24 protein-coding genes, 1 tRNA gene and 2 pseudogenes are annotated in these 20,901 nt (G+C 59.9%); 10 read left to right on the forward strand and 17 right to left on the reverse strand.

Features of this window, described 5'->3' with window-relative positions; all coding sequences use genetic code 11:
* Positions 1-68: 68 nt before the first annotated feature.
* From AD665_RS17380 to AD665_RS17395, 4 genes are all read right to left on the reverse strand, one after another.
* Positions 69-362, reverse strand: a complete 294-nt coding sequence (locus AD665_RS17380) for a YcgL domain-containing protein (RefSeq protein ID WP_024780406.1) — start codon at positions 360-362, stop codon at positions 69-71.
* Positions 359-1,492: a ribonuclease D gene (rnd, locus tag AD665_RS17385; RefSeq protein ID WP_024780405.1), complete on the reverse strand. Its 1,134-nt coding sequence runs from the start codon at positions 1,490-1,492 to the stop codon at positions 359-361. Before rnd ends, AD665_RS17380 begins: the two co-directional genes overlap by 4 nt.
* 121 nt (positions 1,493-1,613) lie before the next feature.
* The gene (locus tag AD665_RS17390; protein WP_024780404.1) at positions 1,614-2,255 is read right to left on the reverse strand and encodes a class I SAM-dependent methyltransferase; all 642 of its coding nucleotides are present in this window, start codon (positions 2,253-2,255) and stop codon (positions 1,614-1,616) included.
* 69 nt (positions 2,256-2,324) lie between these two features.
* On the reverse strand, positions 2,325-3,974 hold the full coding sequence (locus AD665_RS17395; RefSeq protein ID WP_024780403.1) for a phosphoethanolamine transferase: 1,650 nt from the start codon (positions 3,972-3,974) through the stop codon (positions 2,325-2,327).
* On the opposite strand from AD665_RS17395, the gene AD665_RS27415 reads away from it, so the two are divergent.
* Positions 3,964-4,140 (forward strand): hypothetical protein, encoded by a 177-nt coding sequence (locus AD665_RS27415; RefSeq protein WP_155254760.1) that lies wholly within the window; start codon positions 3,964-3,966, stop codon positions 4,138-4,140. The two genes, AD665_RS17395 and AD665_RS27415, sit on opposite strands and share 11 nt — an antisense overlap.
* A 23-nt stretch (positions 4,141-4,163) precedes the next feature.
* Here AD665_RS27415 and AD665_RS17400 read toward each other — a convergent pair whose 3' ends face one another.
* Positions 4,164-5,546, reverse strand: a complete 1,383-nt coding sequence (locus AD665_RS17400; RefSeq protein ID WP_024780402.1) for a glutamine synthetase family protein — start codon at positions 5,544-5,546, stop codon at positions 4,164-4,166.
* A gap of 518 nt (positions 5,547-6,064) precedes the next feature.
* On the opposite strand from AD665_RS17400, the pseudogene AD665_RS17405 reads away from it, so the two are divergent.
* Positions 6,065-6,340 (forward strand): annotated as a pseudogene (locus tag AD665_RS17405) (LysR family transcriptional regulator); the annotation flags it as partial.
* Between the two features lie 72 nt (positions 6,341-6,412).
* Here the strand turns inward: AD665_RS17405 and AD665_RS17410 are convergent.
* Together AD665_RS17410 and AD665_RS17415 are read right to left on the reverse strand one after the other, a co-directional pair.
* Positions 6,413-6,775 (reverse strand): 5-carboxymethyl-2-hydroxymuconate Delta-isomerase, encoded by a 363-nt coding sequence (locus AD665_RS17410; protein WP_024780400.1) that lies wholly within the window; start codon positions 6,773-6,775, stop codon positions 6,413-6,415.
* 126 nt (positions 6,776-6,901) lie between these two features.
* A complete protein-coding gene (locus AD665_RS17415; RefSeq protein ID WP_024780399.1) occupies positions 6,902-7,831 on the reverse strand; it encodes a LysR substrate-binding domain-containing protein in 930 nt (309 codons plus the stop codon).
* A gap of 168 nt (positions 7,832-7,999) precedes the next feature.
* Here AD665_RS17415 and AD665_RS17420 point away from each other — a divergent pair, with 168 nt between their 5' ends.
* Together AD665_RS17420 and AD665_RS17425 are read left to right on the forward strand one after the other, a co-directional pair.
* Positions 8,000-8,191 carry a YegP family protein gene (locus AD665_RS17420; RefSeq protein WP_024780398.1) on the forward strand — a complete coding sequence of 64 codons (192 nt, stop codon included), beginning with the start codon at positions 8,000-8,002 and terminating at the stop codon, positions 8,189-8,191.
* Between the two features lie 99 nt (positions 8,192-8,290).
* Positions 8,291-8,659 carry a cupin domain-containing protein gene (locus AD665_RS17425; RefSeq protein ID WP_024780397.1) on the forward strand — a complete coding sequence of 123 codons (369 nt, stop codon included), beginning with the start codon at positions 8,291-8,293 and terminating at the stop codon, positions 8,657-8,659.
* Positions 8,660-8,679: 20 nt separating this feature from the next.
* Here the strand turns inward: AD665_RS17425 and AD665_RS17430 are convergent, their stop codons facing one another.
* From AD665_RS17430 to AD665_RS28190, 3 genes and pseudogenes are all read right to left on the reverse strand, one after another.
* Positions 8,680-9,450 carry a phytanoyl-CoA dioxygenase family protein gene (locus tag AD665_RS17430; protein WP_024780396.1) on the reverse strand — a complete coding sequence of 257 codons (771 nt, stop codon included), beginning with the start codon at positions 9,448-9,450 and terminating at the stop codon, positions 8,680-8,682.
* Positions 9,451-9,462: 12 nt separating this feature from the next.
* Entirely contained in the window at positions 9,463-10,251 is a 789-nt protein-coding gene (locus AD665_RS28185) for a methyl-accepting chemotaxis protein (protein ID WP_371921424.1), read from the reverse strand.
* Between the two features lie 69 nt (positions 10,252-10,320).
* Positions 10,321-11,097 (reverse strand): annotated as a pseudogene (locus AD665_RS28190) (HAMP domain-containing protein); the annotation flags it as partial.
* A 427-nt stretch (positions 11,098-11,524) separates the two neighbouring features.
* On the opposite strand from AD665_RS28190, the gene AD665_RS27890 reads away from it, so the two are divergent.
* Genes AD665_RS27890 through AD665_RS17445 form a run of 3 tightly spaced genes read left to right on the forward strand, consistent with a single transcriptional unit; the run spans position 11,525 to position 12,472 of the window.
* The gene (locus tag AD665_RS27890) at positions 11,525-11,791 is read left to right on the forward strand and encodes a hypothetical protein (RefSeq protein ID WP_024780394.1); all 267 of its coding nucleotides are present in this window, start codon (positions 11,525-11,527) and stop codon (positions 11,789-11,791) included.
* On the forward strand, positions 11,775-12,050 hold the full coding sequence (locus tag AD665_RS27420) for a hypothetical protein (RefSeq protein WP_152978988.1): 276 nt from the start codon (positions 11,775-11,777) through the stop codon (positions 12,048-12,050). Before AD665_RS27890 ends, AD665_RS27420 begins: the two co-directional genes overlap by 17 nt.
* Before the next feature lie 5 nt (positions 12,051-12,055).
* Complete coding sequence (locus AD665_RS17445) at positions 12,056-12,472, forward strand: type II toxin-antitoxin system YafO family toxin (protein ID WP_024780393.1); 417 nt, start codon at positions 12,056-12,058, stop codon at positions 12,470-12,472.
* A gap of 221 nt (positions 12,473-12,693) precedes the next feature.
* Here the strand turns inward: AD665_RS17445 and AD665_RS17450 are convergent.
* The 5 genes from AD665_RS17450 to dapA form a co-directional block, all read right to left on the reverse strand.
* Positions 12,694-12,783, reverse strand: a tRNA-Ser gene (locus tag AD665_RS17450).
* Between the two features lie 83 nt (positions 12,784-12,866).
* The gene (gene purC / locus AD665_RS17455; RefSeq protein ID WP_016963914.1) at positions 12,867-13,580 is read right to left on the reverse strand and encodes a phosphoribosylaminoimidazolesuccinocarboxamide synthase; all 714 of its coding nucleotides are present in this window, start codon (positions 13,578-13,580) and stop codon (positions 12,867-12,869) included.
* 28 nt (positions 13,581-13,608) lie between these two features.
* The gene (locus tag AD665_RS17460) at positions 13,609-14,367 is read right to left on the reverse strand and encodes an MBL fold metallo-hydrolase (RefSeq protein WP_024780392.1); all 759 of its coding nucleotides are present in this window, start codon (positions 14,365-14,367) and stop codon (positions 13,609-13,611) included.
* 4 nt (positions 14,368-14,371) lie between these two features.
* Positions 14,372-15,487 (reverse strand): outer membrane protein assembly factor BamC, encoded by a 1,116-nt coding sequence (bamC, locus tag AD665_RS17465; RefSeq protein WP_024780391.1) that lies wholly within the window; start codon positions 15,485-15,487, stop codon positions 14,372-14,374.
* Positions 15,488-15,504: 17 nt separating this feature from the next.
* Positions 15,505-16,383: a 4-hydroxy-tetrahydrodipicolinate synthase gene (gene dapA, locus AD665_RS17470; protein ID WP_024780390.1), complete on the reverse strand. Its 879-nt coding sequence runs from the start codon at positions 16,381-16,383 to the stop codon at positions 15,505-15,507.
* 315 nt (positions 16,384-16,698) lie between these two features.
* Between dapA and AD665_RS17475 the strand changes: the two genes are divergently transcribed.
* Entirely contained in the window at positions 16,699-17,259 is a 561-nt protein-coding gene (locus AD665_RS17475) for a glycine cleavage system transcriptional repressor (RefSeq protein ID WP_024780389.1), read from the forward strand.
* A gap of 10 nt (positions 17,260-17,269) precedes the next feature.
* Positions 17,270-17,743 (forward strand): peroxiredoxin, encoded by a 474-nt coding sequence (locus AD665_RS17480; RefSeq protein WP_053192970.1) that lies wholly within the window; start codon positions 17,270-17,272, stop codon positions 17,741-17,743.
* Positions 17,744-17,862: 119 nt separating this feature from the next.
* Here AD665_RS17480 and AD665_RS17485 read toward each other — a convergent pair whose 3' ends face one another.
* Together AD665_RS17485 and AD665_RS17490 are read right to left on the reverse strand one after the other, a co-directional pair.
* Positions 17,863-18,933 (reverse strand): AI-2E family transporter, encoded by a 1,071-nt coding sequence (locus AD665_RS17485; protein ID WP_024781283.1) that lies wholly within the window; start codon positions 18,931-18,933, stop codon positions 17,863-17,865.
* Positions 18,934-18,963: 30 nt separating this feature from the next.
* Positions 18,964-19,203 (reverse strand): sulfurtransferase TusA family protein, encoded by a 240-nt coding sequence (locus AD665_RS17490; protein ID WP_024781284.1) that lies wholly within the window; start codon positions 19,201-19,203, stop codon positions 18,964-18,966.
* Positions 19,204-19,301: 98 nt separating this feature from the next.
* On the opposite strand from AD665_RS17490, the gene AD665_RS17495 reads away from it, so the two are divergent.
* Positions 19,302-20,735 carry a M48 family metalloprotease gene (locus AD665_RS17495; RefSeq protein WP_053192972.1) on the forward strand — a complete coding sequence of 478 codons (1,434 nt, stop codon included), beginning with the start codon at positions 19,302-19,304 and terminating at the stop codon, positions 20,733-20,735.
* Positions 20,736-20,901: the final 166 nt, after the last annotated feature.

A 20,901-nucleotide genomic window follows, 5' to 3' on the forward strand; every position in this document is an offset into this window, starting at 1 on the left:
CATGCGGCGATCGTCAAAAAATTCCAATGTGTCTCCAGGGATCCCTGGACGGGTACCCCGGTACGGCGTCAGACCGGGTCGTTGCGTCGCAGCAACTCTTCAGGCAAATGCTCGATGTACTCTTCTTCGGCCGGAGGCATCTGCAGGTGATAACCCTGGGTGTCCAGGTTCTCCAGCACCTTGTTGATGTCCTCCCGGGACAACTGCCGCTCAGGACTCAAAACCAGATCGAAGGCATGGGTCGCCTTGCCAAAGGCCGCCATCAACGGCTCGGGCACGCGCGCCAAGGCATCACTCTTGAGCACATACAGGTACATCTCGTTTTTCTTCGAGCTGCGGTAAATGGAGCAGATACGTTTCAAGGCTGTTCTCCGGCAGTGGCCAGGCTGTCGAGCAACGCCTGGCCCATCAGTTCGCGACGCCAGCCACGCAGCGAATCAGGCAATTGATAAGGTCCCTCGGGGAAGCCGCTCTTGATCAGCGCTTCGAGGGTTTTCTTGCGCAGCATCAGTTCCGGTGCAATGCCCAGGCGTTCGGCTTCAGCTTGCCCCAGGGCCCGCAGACGCTTGACCAGTGCCGCGGCCTCGATGGGCAACGGCTCGGCCACGGCCGGCGGCCATTGCTCGGGCGGCACACTGGCAGCGCGCTTGATCAGATCCAGCAGAAACTCGCCGTCCTGACGCACGGTGCGCGGGTGCATGTCTTCGATTTTCGCCAATGCGCCAAGATTATCCGGCTGGGTGCGGGCCAGGGGCCACAGCGAATGTTCGCGAATGATGCGATTACGCGGCAAGTCACGGGCCCGCGCCTCGCGCTCGCGCCAGGCGCAGAGCTCTCGCAGTACGGCCAGTTGTGCGCGGGAGAGTTTCCAGGCCAGCTTGGCTTCGCGGTACACCTCATCGGGATCGACTTCGCGGCGCAGGTTGGCGACCAGCTCAGCACCATCCTCCAGGACCCAGGCGTACTTCTCATCCGAAAGCCTGGGACGCAGTTGTACGAAAACTTCAGCCAGATGCACCGCATCTTCTGCGGCATAGCTGATCTGTGTTTCGGACAGCGGCCGCTGCAACCAGTCGGAGCGAGTCTCGCCCTTGGGCAACTCGATGCCCAGAACCTCCTGCACCAGCCGCGAGTAACCCATGGAGAAACCCAGGTTCAGGTACGCGGCAGCCAGTTGAGTATCGAACAACGGCGCGGGCAGGCTGCGGGTCAGGCGCAGCAGGACCTCAAGGTCTTCGCTGCAGGCGTGCAGCACCTTGAGCACAGCCGGGTTTTCCAGCAATGCCGCCAGGGGCTGCCAGTTGTCGATGGTCAAGGGGTCGATCAGGAAGGCACGCTTGCCGTCGCCGATCTGCAGCAAACCGGCGATGGGGTAAAAGGTGTCGACCCGCATGAATTCGGTGTCGAGGGCGACGAAGGGCAACTGCTGCCATTCGGTGCAAAACCGACCGAGGCTATCGTTGTCGCGAATCCAGTGAATATCGATGGCCACACGGCTCTCCCTTGAAGAATGGCGCGCAGTATATATCGCCGTCAGCGATTGCGAGCATCCATAGAGCATGAGCCTGAGAGAAATCGCCTGCGCAACGGCAAGAATAGTCCTACATTGAAAACTAACTGGTCTTACGCAACACATAAACCCGCGTCAACGCAAAACCAGGCAGGAAGTCTTGGTGCCACAGCACGTTGAAACCGGCCTGGAGGAACTCGGCCTCGACATCGGCCTTGCCTGCCAGGTTTCGGTGTGGCGGGTGACCAAGTTTGAAACGCCCGTCGATTTGTACCGACACGATAACCGTGTCGCGACTGACCCGAGCAAACTCGCGCAGCAGCGCCAGGCGATGCTCACTGGCACTCACGTGGCGAAACAATTGCAGGCAACAAATACAATCCACCGCGTTTTCCGACAGCCCGATGGTAAACGCCGAACTCGGAAAGGTCTTGACCCGCTTGAGCAATGCGCCGCCATGGTGGGTAAGCGCGTGTTCGAGCATGTCCGCAGATGGGTCCGCCGCCAGGATCACCCGGTTGGCATGTTCGGCCAGCACTGGCCAGAACCGCCCCGCCCCGCACGCCACGTCCAGCACCAGTCCCGGCTCACCGGCCACCTTCAGGGCGTTGCGCACCATGTGCTCATCGCGCCAGAACGCCAGGCGCAGCCGTCGAGGCGCCGGCCGGGAGCAGACTTGCGCATGCTCTTGGTCGTGATGCCTGGCGAACTCAAGTTCGACGGTGGAGGGGGGTAGCCCGGACATACAAACGGCTCTTGGAAAATGGACAGATGACAGGTTAAACGACGCGGCGTGAAAAAAAGGTGTAGGCGATCACTTGCGCGCCAACACACCATCAATCACCGCGCCGCGGCAACCAGCGAACAGATCCAGGTCCCGGTTATAGACCTTGCTGTTGACCTCCAGCAACCCGAGCATCGAGTGGAACAGGTTGTCCTGGCTCAAGGGCTTTTCCCGACTCGACTGCAGGCAATGCGTATCCACTGCGAAGGACTTCTGATAGGCGTCGGAAAACCAGGCGAGCATCGCCACATGTTTCTGCTGCTCCGGAGCAAGCATGTAGGGCGTGCCATGGAGAAACAGGTTGTATTCGCCCAGGGACTCACCATGGTCCGACAGGTACAGCATGGCCGTATCGACCTTGTCCTGATTGGCCCGTAGCAGATCGATCAGGGTCGAAAGGACGTGGTCGGTGTACACCAGCGTATTGTCGTAACCATTGACGATACTTTCGCGACTGCAATTGTTCAGCGCGTTGCTTTCGCAAACCGGCGTGAAATGCTCGTACTCCTTGGGATAACGCTTGAAGTACTCAGGCCCGTGACTGCCCATCTGGTGGAGCACCAGCACGGTGTCCTTGTCCAAGGTGTCGATGAAATGCTGCAGCCCCTGAAGCAGGATCTCATCCCGGCACTCGCTGTTGGCACACAGGGTCGGGTCCTTGAGATTGCTCACATCCTGCAGGGTAACCCGGTCGCAGGTCCCTTTGCAGCCGGACTGGTTGTCCCGCCAGATCACGTCCAGACCGGCGCGCTGGAGCACATCCAGCAGGCCTTCTTCATGCTTGGCCTTGCTGGCGTCGTAGTTCTTGCGGCCCATATTGGAAAACATGCACGGCACAGACACGGCGGTTTCGGTACCGCAGGAATGCACGTCAGTGAAAGCGATCAGGCCGGCCTCGTGATTCAACGTCGGCGTGGTGTCACGGTTATAGCCGAGGATGCCGAAGTTCTCGGCGCGAGCACTCTCCCCTACTACCAGTACGGTCAGGGACTTGCGAGCGTGGGTCTGCCAGGCCGGATTGCGCCTCGCATCCTCGCCCAGCTTGATGAACGGTTGCTTGGCCGACACGACCTGCTCGCGCAGGTAGCCGACCGAAGCACCAATGTAGTTACTTGGCACGATCATCAGGCGCAATTCGTGATGGTTGCGAAACAGGGAAGACAGCCCCTGGTAATTCGCCAGGGCAACCACGCCAATCATCGCCGCCGAAGCCACACCGACCAACAGCTTACTTAACAACTCTTTGGGCCAGCTACGGTACTTGATTGGTGTCTTGAACAATAACCAGGAAGGCAAGATGCCAAGTAACCCGAGATAGGCAAATAACTTCAGCGACAACAGGTCACGGACTTCGGTGGCATTGGTTTCGGCAAAGTTGCGCAGCATGCCGACGTCAATCATCACACCGTATTGGGCCATGAAATAAGCCACGCTGGCGCTGATCAGGAACATCAGCATCAATACGGGCTTGAGCACCGGGCGGAACGCCACGAGCGTCAGCACCAGGTTGAATGCGCAGAGAATCATCACGCCAAAGGCCGCGCACATCAGCAAGCCCCGACCGTCAACTGTCGTAATCGTCAGCAAGTGCTGCCAGAGAACGGCGTTGAAGCCAACTAAAAAAAAGGCACTGGCGAGCAGCGTCACCCACTCCGGGCGCACGGCTTTAATGGTCAGCATGATGGTGGGCGTTTTCCTGAAAGTTGCTTTTTGGAGAAGAAGCGCCTTAGAAAATGTGAAAAATACGTTTTCTACGGCAGCACAGACTTTAGGCAGCCCACCATCAATTTTTCGTGAAAAAGTTGCTATTAAATTATTATTTAAGTGGCAAGCGGCAGGACCATGACCTGCTTGCTGCTTGCAACTGCTTCAAGCCCAATTCAGATACCAGCGCCAGTCCTGCTCCCCCACCTCGCCCATGAACTGACGGTATTCAGCGTGTTTGACCGCCAGGTAAACGCCAAGGAATTCGCCGCCGAAGGCTTCTCGCGCCCAGGCCGAAGCCTCAAGCGCGCGCAGCGCGGTGAGCCAATCGGTGGGCAGTAGTCCGGTCGCTTGTGCATAACCATTGCCTTCAATGGGCGCAGCGGGATCGCACTGCTCCCGTATACCAAGATGGATGCCGGCCAGTATCGCCGCAGCCGCCAGGTACGGGTTGGCGTCAGCGCCGCAGACGCGATGCTCGATGTGCCGCGAAAAAGCCGGACCACCTGGCACCCTCAAGCTCACGGTGCGGTTGTCCACCCCCCAGGTCGCCGAGAGAGGCGCGTAGCTGTTGCTCTGGAATCGGCGGTAAGAGTTGGCGTTCGGACAGAACATCAGTAACGAATCGAGCAGTGTGTCGAGCATCCCGGCTATCGCCCAGCGCAGCAACGGCGTGCCATCGGCGGCCTCGCTGGCAAACAGGTTGTTGCCCTCGCGGTCCGCCAGGCTGACGTGCATGTGCATGCCGGAACCCGCCAGATGATCGAAAGGCTTGGCCATGAAACACGCCACCATGCCATGTCTATGCGCCACGCCCTTGACCAGTCGCTTGTAGCGCACCGCTTCATCCATGGCTTGCAACGCATCGATGCGGTGCTCGAGGGTGATTTCCACCTGACCGGGGGCATATTCGGAAATGGCCGTGCGAGCCGCAATGCCCTGGAGTTTGCAGGCGGCATAAAGGTCCGCCAGGAACGGCTCGATCTGCTCCAGCTCGCGCAAACCGTAGACCTGGGTAGCGCGCGGCCGGCCACCATCGGCATCCCGCGCCGGTTGTGGCCGCCCCTGGCTGTCGCGTTGCGCGTCCAACAGATAGAACTCCAGCTCCGCCGCCATCACCGGGTAATAGCCATCGGCCTGCAAACCCTCGATCACCCGGCTGAGCAGACAACGCGGGTCGGCGATGGCTGCCGGCATGCCCTCCCGAGGATGCATGGCGACCTGCACGGCAGCGGTGGGAATCAGCCGCCACGGCATGCGCTGCAAACTGCCGCTGATGGGATAGGCCCGGCAGTCGATGTCCCCGACATCCCACACCAGCCCCGAGTTTTCCACATCGTCGCCATTGACGGTCAGCCCAAGAATCGTGCTCGGCAGCGGACGACCACTTTCATAGACCGCCAGCAATTCATCCCGATGCAGCAGCTTGCCCCTGGGCACGCCGTTGTTGTCGAGGATGAACAGTTCGAACAGTTCGATATCCGGGTGCTGGGCCAGGAATGCCCGGGCGTGTTCAACGGGCGCGAAAGCAGGATTGGCATTGTTCATTAGAATGCTCGTATTTTCATGTCGGACGGACACCAAGGCGCCGTCAATCTGTGCCCGCAATGAGCGGACGTCGTGAAGGGATCAACAGGAAATACGAATGTCCGGAGGACGGGCATGGCGACAATGCCATAGGGCCCAGAAAGCCAGTTCGGAGGGCAGCGCGGAAAGTGACGGTGCGAAGACAGGCGTGAGTCGACCGACCGGACCGACCTCGGCAAATGATGGGTACAGGAATGCTGCGGGCCGACCGTCCATAAACGCATCACAGTAAACACACCCCGCGAGCGTCCCACGCCGCCCCGGCTCGTTAAACCCGGATTTGATGGAGCGTGGATGGGAATGCGCTAAACAATCCACCTAGTGCCAAAGACGTGCTGTTCGTCGTGTTCCCTACATTATCTGTCCCGTTCCCGACAGCGAAACAGCCCCCACGGCATTCACTTGGGACCATCGTTCCGCTAGGATCACGGATCTTGTTTGCGCAAGATCCGCGCAAGGAGCACAGCGAGAAGCAATGGATGCTAATAAACAGTAATTCTCTCAGAAAGCTCGATATGCAGGACCTCATGGTGTTTAGCGCCGTGTACGAACAAAGCAGTGTCAGCGGCGTGTCCGAGGCACTGTGTGTCAGCCAGTCAACGGTGAGTTACTGCCTGAAGAAACTGCGGACCTGCTTCAAGGACGAACTGTTCATCAATACCCGCACCGGCATGCGCCCCACGTTCAAGGCCGAAGGCATGTACGCTCATGTGCGCACCATCCTGCAAAGCATCAACCTGTGCCACGCCGGTGCCGGCTCCCCCCTGCCGGATCGCCTGGCTGTGCGGACAGGCGATCGAGGCCGGCAGCCGGCTGACGCCTGAACCTCAGCTGTCGAGGATGGCCTTGGCGTAGCAGCCGCGATCCATATCGACGATCTCTACGCTGAACTGCACGCTGAGACCGGCCGGCCATGGGCCCAGGTCCTGGACCACGGTCAACAGACTCTCCCCCAGCTGCTTCTTGATTTCCGGCGAACGACCGCTCAACAACGCCAACTGCACATGCACGAAACCACGCTCGCCCAAACCGGTGCCCACCCGGAAATGCTCGACCTTCACGGCCCGGCTCTTGATGTCCGCCTCCGCGAACTGACCGGACGCCACCAGGGTGTTATTCAAGCGCAACAGTGCGACGTCGGCGTTAAGCTCGGGCAGGTTGGCGGTGTACTCGATGTGCAGGTGAGGCATGTGTTCGACTCCTGTTCGAAATGTGACGACGCGAATTCAGCCGACGCACGATACCCCTACTTGGCGCTCAAGCACAGAACCCTATGGCAAGGGAATTAGCGAAGCGCCACGTACAGCGTTATTGCTTTAACCGACCGCTTGCCCCGATACCCCACGCTCACTCATGAACGCCTCCAGCCGGGAGCGCAACCAGCGCTCCGCCGGGTCACTGTCGACATGGCTCAGCCAGACCATGGACAGGTCCAGGGTCGGGGTCTTGAAGGGGAAGGGTTCGCTGAACAACTGGCCCGAAGCAGCCATGGCGACGGCGGTGTAGTCCGGCAGACTGGCAATCATATCGGTTCCGGCCAGCAACGCCGGCAACGCGCTGTATTGCGGCACGGACAAGACCACCTGACGCTTGCGACCGATCTCGGCCAGCCATTCGTCAGCAAATCCGGCCACGTTCGCGGTATGGGACACCAGCACGTGGGGCCGCGAACAATAATCGTCCAGGGTCAGCGGCGTTTCCGAGGCGTCAGCCCGCAACACGCAAGGCTGGATGTGTCGCAGCAATTTACGCTTGGCATTGGCCGGCAGCCCGCGGGTCTGGCTGATCCCCACGGTGATGTCGCCCGACGCCAGCAAATCGGGAATCCGCCAGTAATCGACGTGCTGGACCACGAACACCACCTGCGGCGCTTCCTGGCGCAGGCTGCGCAACAGCGGTGGCAACAGGCCGAACTCGACATCGTCCGACAGGCCGATGCGAAACGTCATGTTGCTGCTGGTCGGGTCGAAATCGTGGGTCAGGCTCAGGGCCACCGACAGCGAGTCCAATGCCGGCGACAGGTGCTGGATAATCTCCTCCGCCCGCGCAGTGGGCTCCATGCGATGGCCGACGCGGATGAACAACGGATCGTTGAACCGAGCGCGCAATCGGTTGAGGGCCGAACTGATGGCTGGCTGGCCCAGGAACAGCTTTTCTGCCGCCCGTGTCACATTGCGCTCCAGCATCAGCGTTTCGAAAACCACCATCAGGTTGATGTCAGCCTTGCGCAATTCGTTGCGGTTCATGCTTATTGCTCCCGGTTCGAGTCGGTTCGAGCGAACGCTGTCATTATCGGCAATAATTCATAACCATTGGAAACGTATTTCCAATAGCGAAAACTTTCAGCTTGGCTAGGCTTTCGACGACATGTTCAAAAACATGTCTTGAATGAGTCAATCGCAGGGAGCGAACCGATGTATTTTGAAATCTACAGACAGACCCGAGGCAACCAGAGCAGCGGAAAAGGCCAATGGCGCTGGCGCCTGCGCGCAGGTAACCACGAAACGATCGCCAGCGGCGAATCCTATGTGAACAAGGCTGACTGCCTGCATGTCATAGGGCTGATCAAGAACGTCCAGGGCGAGACGCCAGTGAAGGAAATCTGAAGCAGCGTTGCACCATTACCCCCATGAGCTGCTCCGCCGGGCCCAGCCTGTCGAGCAGCTTGTTGCGGCCCATCCAAGTCCCACAGCGAGCATTGCGCGATGGCTACCCATGAGTCCCCTGTCAACTTTGCCCAGAAATACGCCCTGTTCCAGGATCAGTGGGCCCCCAAGGTCGTGGCTGAGATGAACGACTACCAGTTCAAGGTCGCCCGGCTCGAAGGTGATTTCGTCTGGCATTCCCATGCCGACACCGATGAAACCTTCATCGTGCTGGAGGGCGAGCTTCGTATCGATTTTCGCGACGGAGCGGTGACGATAGGCCCTGGCGAGATGTACGTCGTCAAGAAAGGCATCGAACACAAGCCCTGGGCCGCACAGGAAGTGAAAGTGTTGCTGATCGAACCTCGTGGGGTCATCAACACGGGGGAAACCCATGAGCGAACGGCAGACAACGATGTCTGGATCTGACTGGAATCGGCAGCGGAGAATCAGTCGTACTCAGCCTCCTGATGCTCGCCCAACAGGCGCCGCTGGCGAGGTGACGCGGCCGCCAGGACGGCCGGGTTGAATTGCCAGTGCAGGTAAGGCGAAAACTTCTGCGCCACCATGCGTCGGCCATAGTGCACTTGCAGCAGGTAACGCGTGCGGTCGGCGGTCTGGTTGTCGCTGCCGGCATGCCATAACTCGCTACGCAACACCAGCACATCGCCAGCACGACACAACACCGGCTGCGCAGCATGCCCCGACCACTGGGTTTCACCCGCCACGGGTGCCCGCCCCGCCCGGTGGCTGCCGGGGATGACACGGGTCGGGCTCAAGTCGGCATCGATGTCGTCGAGATAGAACTGCGCGGTACAGATCTGCATCGGCAACTCGAAGGCGGGGTCGACCAACAGGCTTGGCGGCAACGCCATCGGCAGGTAATCCAGATGCAGGGGCGCCCCGATGAAACCGGGATGGCAACGCCAGGCCGTCTGGCCGATGACGTGACAATCATCCCCCAAGGCCGCCTCGGCCAGTTCGATCACGCCGTCCACGTCCAGAAATGGCAACCAGAATGGGTCGCGGTTGAAAACGCATTTGTAATGATCGATGACACCGCTGTAGTCCCAGTGCAGGGGTTTGAGCCGGTCGATTGCCTGGCGCACCGCTACGATTTGCGCGGTGTCCAATACTGCCGGCAACAGCACGAAGCCGTCCTGATGCAGGGCCCGCAGGCGGTCACGGGTGAGTGCCGCCTGGGACTTGCGGGTAGACACGGTGGTGCCGACTCAGGTGCGGAAGCGGCCGGTGAGTTCCGCCAGACTCTTCGACAGAGTGGATAGCTGCCGGCTGGCCTGCATGCTCTGGGCGGAATTCTCTGCCGCTTCATTGGACAGGTCGCGGATGTCGGAGATGTTGCGGGCAATCTCCTCGGTAACGCTGCTCTGCTCTTCACAGGCGTTGGCAATCTGCGCAGCCATGTCGTTGATCCGCTGTATCGAGCCACTGGTGCCGCTGAGCACCTGATCGACGCCCGCGGCGCGCTCGACGCTGTCGCGGGCCTTGTCGCTGCCGGCCTGCATGGCTTGCACGGCCTTTGCCACACCGCTCTGCAGCCGTTCGATACGCACCTGGATGTCCTTGGTCGAATCCTGGGTACGAGCCGCCAGGGCCCTGACTTCGTCGGCAACGACGGCAAAACCGCGACCCTGCTCACCGGCCCGCGCAGCCTCGATCGCGGCGTTCAGCGCCAGCAGGTTGGTCTGTTCGGCGATGCCTCGAATCACCTCGAGAACGGCACCGATGCTGGAGGTTTCCTGGGCCAAAGCGCCAATGGTACCCGAGGCGCTTTCCACCTCCTGGGCCAGTTGGCGGATCGACTCAACAGTGCTGCTGACCACTTCGGCGCCGTCACGGGACTGGCTGCTGGCTTGTTTGGCGGCGTCCGAGGCGTTCACCGCGCTGTGCGCCACCTCATGCACGGCCGCGCTCATCTGGGTGGCGGCGGTACTGACCTGATCCAGCGCCGCATGTTCGCTGCTGATCAGTTGATCATTGGTCGCGGCCATACTGGCCATGGTGCGGGCCGCGGCATCGACCTCCCCGGTCACCCGGCCTACCTCGGCAATCAGCGGCTGGAGCTTGTCGAGGAAACGGTTGAAAGCACTGCCAAGCTGCCCCAACTCGTCAGCCGAACGTACTTCAAGGCGCCCCTTCAAATCACCGCCGCCCTCGGCAATCTGCTCGACGCGGTGAAGCAGCCGACGCATGGGATGCAGCACCACAAGCGGCAGGACAAAAACCAGCAGGATGCACCCGAGCAGGCCGATCAACAGAATCCCACCCTGTTGCCGCCCCACCGCCTCGCCATGGTCGATCGCCGCCTGCCCCTCGTTAAGCGACGCCTGATCCTCCAGCTCGCCCAGCTTGTCGATAGCATCGCGCATAGTATCGAACCGGTGTTCGCTGTCGCCGAAACTCAGGGCACTGGCCGCCTGCGGATTGGTCGCGGCCTGCTCGACCACTTGCCGCGACAGCTGCGTCCACTGGGCAAAACTGTCATCGAACTGTTTGACCAGCGCCAGCGCCTCGGCCCCCGGCTGCATCGCCGCGTATTTGTGCACGCGATCATAGGCCTGCTTCATATTCTCGGCATGGCTGGCGCGCAGTGCTTGCACATGGTCGCCCGCATTGCCGACAAGCAGGCTGCGCTCGGCCACAAACGCCTGGTAGAGATCGCGGTCGGCATTAAGCAGCAGACTGATGGCCGGCAGATAACGCTTGGTCAATTCCGTACTGGAGTCAGTCACCTGATCGATGCCACGCACGCCCGTCCAGCCCATCAACACCAACAGCAACGCCAGGAAAGCGATTGGCAAGGTGATTTTCCAGCGAAAGCCCAGGTCGGCGAAAAATCGTGGCATGGGTGTCACTCCTCTTTAAGGTATGCCCTACCTATCGGCAGGATGTGCATTCTGCTAGAGAGACATTAGCCCAATTGTCACAGGGTGGTGACGAACGGTGGAGGGACTTTTTTCTTACGCCCTGCGCCTACGCAATTCAAAGAATCGTCTTACACACCATCTTATTGATGATCTCGGCAGAAAAACCCATAGTTCAGGTGCCGTCGCAAGACGACTCGGGTTTGGCGACTCGAAGACAAATACGCAGAAACCTCCCGCATGTTTGCGGATTGCTTCTGCGCGCAATATGCTGCTTTCCGGTGGCTGTGCGCGGGAGATCTTCGGATCTGCCGGTCTTTCCATTTGTCCCGGTTCGCCAACCTGCGTACAGCCACCACCTTTTTCGTTTGGCGACGATTAAGTTGGCTTCAATCAAATGGAGTTCCAAATGAACAAATACATGGCTCTTACAAGCAATGCCGATGATCAACCTCTCTTCGTCGACACCACTGCTCCTTTACACATATTGCTCGACACGGCAGGCTATAGAATACGCGCTGTAACCCAGCTTTTAGAAAACCTCGCGATGCGAGGAGACATTTCAACCGACGCAATCATACTTCAAGACTTTGCGCAACTGTGCTGCATTCCCTTAAGGGATGGTTGCGACGTGCTAGACGTCATAGCACGACGACTGGATGCAGAACCTGCTTAATAGAAAAGCCCCCAGCAAGCCGCGGGGGACTTGTGCCCCCGACCTCTCATTGCCCGGATACGATTATTCACATAAGCTGATCAGCATGAATACACAGACCTCGGAGGCTCCGATGGCCACCACAAAAAAAGCCGATAAACCGCAGAAAAAAGTCATTCACGACGAGCTGACTTTTCTTGATGTCAGGCAGGCCGCGCGTGATGGGCAAAAAGCATTCGATAAATTTGTAATCACTGGCAAGCTTCCTATTACAAAGTAGGCCTGATGCCAGCCATTAAAATTTCCGCTCTGTTTGAAGAAATACATAACTGGAAAAACTTCGCCGCACACTTTTACAACTACAAAGTATGCGGCGAAATCCCAGCCATCTTCGGCAGGGATGAAGGGCTCGACTTGAGCGAGATGTATCACATTCATCTCGCGAGCACTGAAAAGACACAAATCCGCTGGGCAAAAATGGATAGTCAATACTATCGCACCGCCTTGAAAGACGATCCAGCCAATGACTTCTGGCTGATCTATGCATACGATGATCTCAGAGATGAATATCTGTTGCTGACAATTACTGGACCCGATGCTCATAGTCGTTCGCAATGGGGGTCGTTCTTGCGTACGATTCATCGCGACATCGTGGAGCCTTGGGTATTGGGCAAGATCGTGTTTCCTGATCTGGATGATTAGTCCAGAAACCCAATGGTTATCGTTGATAAATCCCGTACGGTAATGCAGACGTGACGAGGGGGCTTGCTCCATGTGAGTACGGAGCGCTCACAAAGCGGGGTCGCTTTGCAGCCCAGATGTGTCTACTGCTCGACGACATGAACCGCGGAGCATTAAAACGCCAGAAACGAAAAAGCCCCTGAAATGTTCAACCATTTCAGGGGCTTAGTCGTATTCAATAATGGCGGAGAGATAGGGATTTGAACCCTAGGTACTGTCGCCAGTACAACGGATTTCGAATCCGTCCCGTTCGGCCACTCCGGCATCTCTCCAGTGGCGCGCATCATACCAGCACATTCGCCGGAAGCGAACCCCCGAGCGAATTTTTTTCCGTGCTATCAGATGCTTGCGTCGATTACAGCGGTACACCCAGGCGTTGGGCGACTTCTTCGTAGGCTTCGATGACGTCACCGAGGCCCTGGCGGAAGCGGTCCTTGTCCATCTTCTTCTTGGTGGCCTTGTCCCAGAGACGGCAGCCATCCGGGCTGAATTCGTCGCCCAGGACGATGGAGCCATCGCTGAACACGCCGAATTCAAGCTTGAAGTCCACCAGCAGCAGGCCGGCGTCGTCGAACAGCTTGCTCAGCACTTCGTTGACCTTGAGGGACAGTTCCTTCATGCGCGCCAGTTGCTCGGCGGTGCCCCAGCCGAATGCCACGACGTGGGATTCGTTGATGAACGGGTCGCCCTTGGCGTCGTCCTTCAGGAACAACTCGAAGGTGTAAGGATTGAGCTTCATGCCCTCTTCCACACCCAGACGCTTGACCAGGCTGCCGGCAGCGTAGTTACGCACGACGCATTCCACCGGGATCATATCCAGCTTCTTGACCAGGCACTCGTTGTCGCCCAGCAGCTTGTCGAACTGGGTCGGCACGCCAGCGGCTTCGAGCTTCTGCATGATGAAGGCGTTGAACTTGTTGTTCACCATGCCCTTGCGGTCCAGCTGTTCGATGCGCTTGCCGTCGAACGCCGAGGTGTCGTTGCGAAACAGCAGGATCAAGCGGTCAGCGTCGTCGGTCTTGTAAACCGATTTGGCTTTGCCGCGGTAGAGTTCTTCACGTTTTTCCATGATGGGCTCCGCTTGCTAAGTAGATGGGCTAGGCGATATGTCGCCAGTCGAGCCCTGAATCTTGATCGGCCAGTTGCAGCCAGTCCGGGTCGCACCCTAGGGTGTCGACAAAACATTGCCGGGCCAGCTGCGGCAGGTTGTTCTTGCTGCTCAGATGGGCCAGGACCAGGTGTTGCAAGCCCTGCCAGCCCAACTCGGCCACCAGGTACGCCGCCTGGTGGTTGTTCAAATGTCCGCGTTCCCCGCCTACCCGTTGCTTGAGAAAATACGGGTAATAACCACGGGCCAACATGTCGCGACAGTGGTTGGATTCGATCATCAAGGCATCGAGATCCCGATAACTGTCCATGACCCTGTCGCAATACGATCCCAGGTCGGTCAACAAGCCGAAACGCCGCTCGCCGTCGCTGAACACATATTGCGTCGGTTCCCGGGCATCGTGGGCTACGCTGACCACGTCGATATCCAGGGCGCCAATGCGCAGTTGTTCGCCACCGGCCACGAAACCGGCTGGCTCGATGGGTTTGCGCAGCCCTCCCAGCGTTCCGCGGCTGAGGTAGACCGGCAGATTGTAGCGCCGGGACAGCAAACCCACGCCATGCACATGGTCGGCATGTTCATGGGTCACGAGTATCGCGCTCAGTTGCGCCGGATGCACACCCAGACGCAGCAGGCGTTTCTCGGTTTCCCGCAGGGAGAAACCACAGTCGACCAGCACATACGTACCGGCACTGGCTACCAGCGTGCCGTTCCCTTGGCTACCGCTGCCGAGAACGGCAAAACGCATCGGATCAGCCCAGGTTGTCCTGGATCACACCCAACACCTTGCGGGCCACTTCGGCCGGCGCCACGGTATTGATGTTTTTCTCGACGGTCACCTGGACGTTGTCGCCCACCTTGCTCAGGCGAACCTGATAGCGCTCGGCGCGGGCTTCGATTTCTTCCTTGTCCGGCTTGCCGCCGAACAGACCACTGAAGAAGCCGGGCTTCTCGTCTTTCTTCTCGGCTTTTTCGGCGAGGTTGATGTAGTACAGGCCCAGGCTGCGGTTGATATCTTCAACCCGCCATTCGCCCTGCTCCAGCGCACGGCCGACGCTCGACCACGCACGGTCCAGGTCGGAGCCGACGTTGAGCACCGGGTTGCCGCTGCCGTCCTCGGTCAGGCTGACACGGCTCGGCGTGTCGAAATCCCGGGAAGCCAGCATCGAAACCGAACCACCCTGCTCTGCGGAACGGCTCATGCTGGCAAGCATGTCGTCCACCAGCGCAGCGTCGAGACCGGTATTGACCGAACGGTTGGTGAACGCCACGTCGGCGGTGCTGCCGGCAGGACGCTCGGCGCTGACCACATAGATTTCACTGGTGTTGCGCTGCACGCCCGGCTCGATACGCACCCGCACGCGGGACTCACTGTCGCTGGCGACGCCGGCAGCACTCAGGCGCTTGCCCATGGCGGCGGACAGTTCATCGGCATGTTGCCAGGTGGTGGTGAACTCGCCGGTCTGGGGGCGCTGTTCATCGATGCGAAAACCGTTGTCCTGAAAGAACTGGATCGCCACCGGCCAGACTTCGGCCGGAGGATGCTGGGCCATGACCCAACGTGAGTCGCCGCTCTTCTGCAGGGTGTAGTCGCTGGCATCGGCCATGGCCGACAGCGGCTGCGGACGAGGAACCTCGTATTCACCCTTGGCGGTGTCGTCGGCCACGTTACGCGGAATCGGCAGCAGCGGATCCAGGCGCTTGGCGACCTGGACGTCCGGCGGCAGTTGCATCGGTGCAGTCTGTTGCGCGTTCAGGTAATCGCTACCACGATCACGGAAGTAACCTTCCGGGCCCCAGATCCACCCACAGCCACTGGTGCTGGAGATAATCAAGGCAAGTGCGGAAAGTCCGGCAATTCGCTTCATGCGGTGTACTTCCTCAATTAAACCAGGACGCCGGACTGGCGCATGGCCTGCCGCAGCGGTTCGTGACAGGCGTTGCTCAGCCAGGTGAGCGGCAGGCGGATGCCTTCGTGCATCAGGCCCATTTCCACCAGCGCCCACTTCACCGGGATCGGGTTGGCTTCGATGAACAGGTCCTTGTGCAGCGGCATCAGTTTTTCATTGATGGCCCGTGCGGTCTCGGCGTCGCCCTTGAGCGCGGCCTCGCACAGGTCGGCCATTTCCCGCGGCGCGACGTTGGCGGTGACGGAAATGTTGCCCTTGCCGCCCATCAGGATCAGCTCGACCGCGGTCGGATCGTCACCGGACAGCAGGATGAAGTCCTTGCTCACGCCATCGAGGATGGCCTTGGCGCGCTTCAGGTCGCCGGTGGCTTCCTTGATGCCGATGATGTTCGGAACGGTAGACAGGCGAATCACCGTCTCGGCCTGCATGTCGCAGGAGGTGCGGCCCGGGACGTTATAGAGGATCTGCGGGATGTCGACCGCTTCGGCGATGTGCTTGAAGTGCTGGTACAGGCCTTCCTGGGTCGGCCGGTTGTAGTACGGAACGACGAGCAGGCAGGCGTCGGCACCGGCTTCCTTGGCGTTGCGGGTCAGCTCGACGGCTTCGCGGGTCGAGTTGGCGCCAGTACCGGCGATGACCGGAATGCGACCGTTGACCTGCTTGACCACGGCACGGATGACTTCGATGTGCTCGTTGACATCGAGGGTAGCCGACTCGCCGGTGGTACCGACGGCGACAATGGCGTGGGTGCCGTTTTCAAGGTGGAAGTCCACGAGTTTGCTGAGGCTGGCCCAGTCAAGACGCCCTTGTGCATCCATGGGTGTGACCAGTGCCACCATACTGCCCGCAATCATGAAACCGCTCCTGCCGGAAAAAGAGAGCCGTAATGGTACTGGCGCCAAGATGCTTGTACAAGCGAACTCCCATTCCCCTTGGCGATGGTTTTCGCTACCCTTCAGACTTTGATCGGTACCGACACGTTCACAGGCCGGTTCCCAGCCTCCGTTTTCGTCGCCACAAGCCCCGATCCTGCGTTTGTCCCGGCATATTTCCCGTCTGTTGCGGAATACCGTGCAACGCCAGGCACAGGCTTGAGTCGTTCGTTTTCGCAGGCCGCCCCCCTGCAGAATGGCGTAGGTATCGACCGCTCATCGCTTTAGGAATGCTGCATGTCCACCCCCACAGTCCGCGAACAATTCCTTGTCATCAGTGCCCTTGGCGCCAACCCCATGGAGCTGACCAACGTCCTGTGCCGCGCCAGCCATGAAAACCGCTGCGCCGTCGTGACCTCACGCCTGACCCGCCACGGCGAATGCAGTGCGCTCGTGCTTGAGGTTTCCGGCAGCTGGGACGCCCTGGCCCGCCTGGAAGGCAGCCTGCCGGTATTGGCCAAGAAGCACACCTTCACCGTCAACGTGGTGCGCAGCGCAGCGCTGGAAAACCGTCCCCAAGCCCTGCCCTACGTGGCCTATGTGAGCTCGGCCTACCGCCCGGACATCATCAACGAGCTGTGCCAGTTCTTCACGGACCACCACGTCGAGCTGGAAAACCTCACCTGCGACACCTATCAGGCCCCGCAGACCGGCGGCACCATGCTCAACGCCACGTTCACCGTGACGCTTCCGGCCGGCACCCAGATCAGTTGGCTACGCGATCAGTTCCTGGACTTCGCCGACGCGATGAACCTGGATGCACTGATCGAACCGTGGCGCCCACAAAACCCAATGTAAGGAAGCGCCCATGACCGTTGCCATCGACCAGCCGGTTACCGATTTCCAGGCGCCCGCCACCAACGGGCAGACCGTCAGCCTCGCAGCCCTGAAAGGCAAGCAGGTGGTGATCTACTTCTATCCGAAGGACAGCACCCCCGGTTGCACCACCGAAGGCCAGGGCTTTCGCGACCAGTACGCGCAGTTCAAGGCTGCCAACACCGAAGTGTTCGGCGTCTCCCGGGACAGTCTCAAGTCCCACGAGAACTTCAAGTGCAAGCAGGAATTTCCGTTCGAGCTCATCAGCGACAAGGACGAAGCCGTCTGCCAGTTGTTCGATGTGATCAAGCTGAAAAAGCTCTATGGCAAGGAATACCTGGGCGTGGATCGCAGCACGTTCCTGATCGACAAGGACGGCGTGCTGCGCCAGGAATGGCGCGGTGTGAAAGTGCCCGGGCATGTGGATGCCGTGCTCGCGGCGGCTCAGGCGCTCGATAAGGCCTGAGGCTTTTTATTGCCTGTCGGGCCCCATCGCGAGCAGGCTCGCTCCCACAGGGTTCTACACAATCCATGTGGGAGCGAGCCTGCTCGCGATGAGGCCATCAGCCTCACCTGATCAGTCAGCTAGAGCAACGGCGCCACAATCGGTTCCTTGCTCGGCCACGCATCCAGCACAGCCTTGAACAGCGTCGCCAGGGGAATCGCAAAGAATACCCCCCAGAATCCCCACAGCCCTCCAAACAGCAGCACTGCGCAAATGATCGCCACCGGGTGCAGGTTCACCGCTTCGGAGAACAGCAACGGCACCAGCACGTTGCCGTCCAGCGTCTGGATGATTCCGTAGACCGCCATCAGATAGATGAACTGATCGCTCCAGCCCCACTGGAACAGTGCGATCAAGGCCACCGGCACGGTCACCACCACCGTGCCGACATAAGGCACCACCACCGAAATACCCACCAGCAGCGCCAGCAATGCGGCGTAGTTGAGCCCCAGGGCCACGAAGCCGATGTAGGTCACGCCGCCACAGATGAATACTTCGATGACCTTTCCGCGAATGTAATTGGCAATCTGGCGATTCATCTCCTGGGCCACCCGGGTAATCAGCGCCCGTTCACGCGGCAGGTAGCCGCGGACCCAGCGCCCGATCACTTCCCGGTCCTTGAGAAAGAAAAACACCAGGATAGGCACCAGCACCAGGTAAATCATGATGTTCACCAGGAGCGGCAGGCTGGACAACGAAAACGTCAGCGCCCACTGGCCGAATTTGCCGATCTGGCCGCGCACCACTTCGATGGTCTGGAGCACCTGCTCGTCCGATACCAGATGCGGATAGCGCTCGGGTAGCAGCAATAGCAGGGACTGCCATTTGGCGAGCATGCCCGGCAACTCGTTGAACAGCGTCACCAACTGGTGCCAGAGCAACGGCACGATTATCACGACGAACACCACCAACAGCCCCATGAAGAGGGCAAACACCAGGCACACCGCCACGGTTCCGGGCAGCCGCAGGCGCTCCAGCGTCGTGACCAGGCCTTGCATCAGGTACGCCAGCACCATCCCCGCCAGCACCGGTGCCAGCATGCCGCCCAAGGTGAGGACCGCAGTGAACCCCAGGAATAGCAGCACTGCCAGCACCACCGCTTCTTCGTCGGAGAAGTAGCGCTGAATCCAGTCGCGTAACACTTTGAACATTAAAAATCCTTAAGCAACACCATCGGTTATTCAGGCTTTCTTCAGCCAGTAACGGTAGACGCCATTGTCGTCTTCTTCATGCAGCAGCGTATGACCGGCCAGCCGGGCGAAGGTGCGGAAATCACGCTGGGAGCCCGCGTCCGTGGCGATGACCTTGAGCACGGCACCACTGGCCAGGCGGTTGAGCTCCAGCTTGGCCTTGAGCAATGGCAACGGACAATTCAGGCCGCTGGCATCCAGTTCGGCATCGTGGGCTACAGCATCGGTCATTGTTTCACTCCGCAGCAGGTCGTAGAGCCGCCTAGAATATCTGGTCCCGGGGCCGGTGTCCGGCTACAGTAGGGTCTTTGTCGACTAAGGCCCCGTGCATGACATTTCTGCGCCCCACCCTGCTGACGCTCGCTTGCCTGCTCGCCTCACCAGGCTTCGCCGACGACCTGCCGTCACTTGGCGATGCCAGTTCTGCCATTGTCTCGCCGGAGCAGGAACACCAACTGGGTCGCGCCTGGCTGGCCCTGCTGCGCAGCCAGGTCGCACAGCTCAACGATCCACAGCTCAAGGATTACGTCGAGACCAGCGTGTACAAACTGGTTGAAACCAGCCAGGTCAACGACCGACGCCTGGAGTTCATCCTGATCAACAGCCCGCAGCTCAACGCCTTCGCCGCACCTGGCGGGATCGTCGGGGTCAACGGCGGCCTGTTCCTCAACGCCCAGACCGAAGGCGAATATGCCTCGGTGATGGCCCACGAACTGGCTCACCTGTCTCAACGCCACTTCGCCCGCGGCGTCGAAGCCCAGCAGCGCATGCAGGTCCCCATGATGGCCGCGCTGCTGACCGGTATCGTGATTGCCGCCGCCGGCGGTGGTGATGCGGGGATCGCTGCCATTGCCGGCACCCAGGCGGCCGCCATCCAGGAACAACGGCGTTTTTCGCGCCAGAACGAGCAGGAAGCCGACCGCATCGGTATCCAGAACCTGGAAAAGGCCGGCTACGATCCACGCTCCATGCCGACCATGTTCGAGCGGCTGATGCGCCAGTACCGCTTCGACGCCAGGCCACCTGAATTCTTGCTGACCCACCCGGTCACAGAGTCCCGGATCGCCGACACCCGCAACCGTGCCGAACAAGCCAAGCCGGGCGGCATAGAAGACAGCATGCGTTACCAACTGATTCGCGCACGGGTCCAGTTGATCTATGAAGAAACCCCTGGCCTGGGCGCCAAGCGCTTCCGGGCGCAACTGGATGAGAACCCCAAGAACGACGTGGCCCGCTATGGCCTGGCAATTGCGCAGATCAAGGGCGGCCAGTTGAACGAAGCCCGGGGAAACCTCGCGCCGCTACTGGCCAAGTCACCCAACGAAATCATCTACAACCTGGCCCAGGTCGACCTGGACATCACCAGCAACAAGCTGGCCGATGCTCAATCTCGTGTTGACCGGATGCTGGCCCAGTATCCGGGCAATTACCCACTCAATCAGGTGCGTGTCGACCTGCTGCTCAAGCAGAACCGGCCCGCCGACGCTGAAAAAGCTCTGGAAACCCTGCTCAAGACCCGCCCGGACGATCCGGATGTCTGGTACATGGTCGCCGAGACTCGCGGGCTTTCGGGTAACATCATTGGCTTGCACCAAGCCCGCGCCGAGTACTTCGCCCTGGTGGGTGACTACCGCCAGGCCATCCAGCAACTGGACTTCGCCAAACGGCGCGCCGGCACCAACTTCCCGCTGTCGTCACGCATCGATGCCCGACAGCGGGAGCTCATGGAGCAGGAGCGCATGGTGAAGGATATGATGGGCTGAGAAGACAAGTTTCGCGGTCGGCTCTGCCCCTGTGCGAGCCTGCTCGCGAAAGCGGTAGGTCAGCTTGCAGTGATGTGGGATGTGTCGGCCCCTTCGCGAGCAAGCTCCCTCCCACAGAGGGCCTGCTCGCCATTGATTGCCCCATCCATCGGGCACAAAAAAACCG

The sequence above is a fragment of the Pseudomonas corrugata genome, from assembly GCF_001269905.1.
Lineage (GTDB): Bacteria > Pseudomonadota > Gammaproteobacteria > Pseudomonadales > Pseudomonadaceae > Aquipseudomonas > Aquipseudomonas corrugata.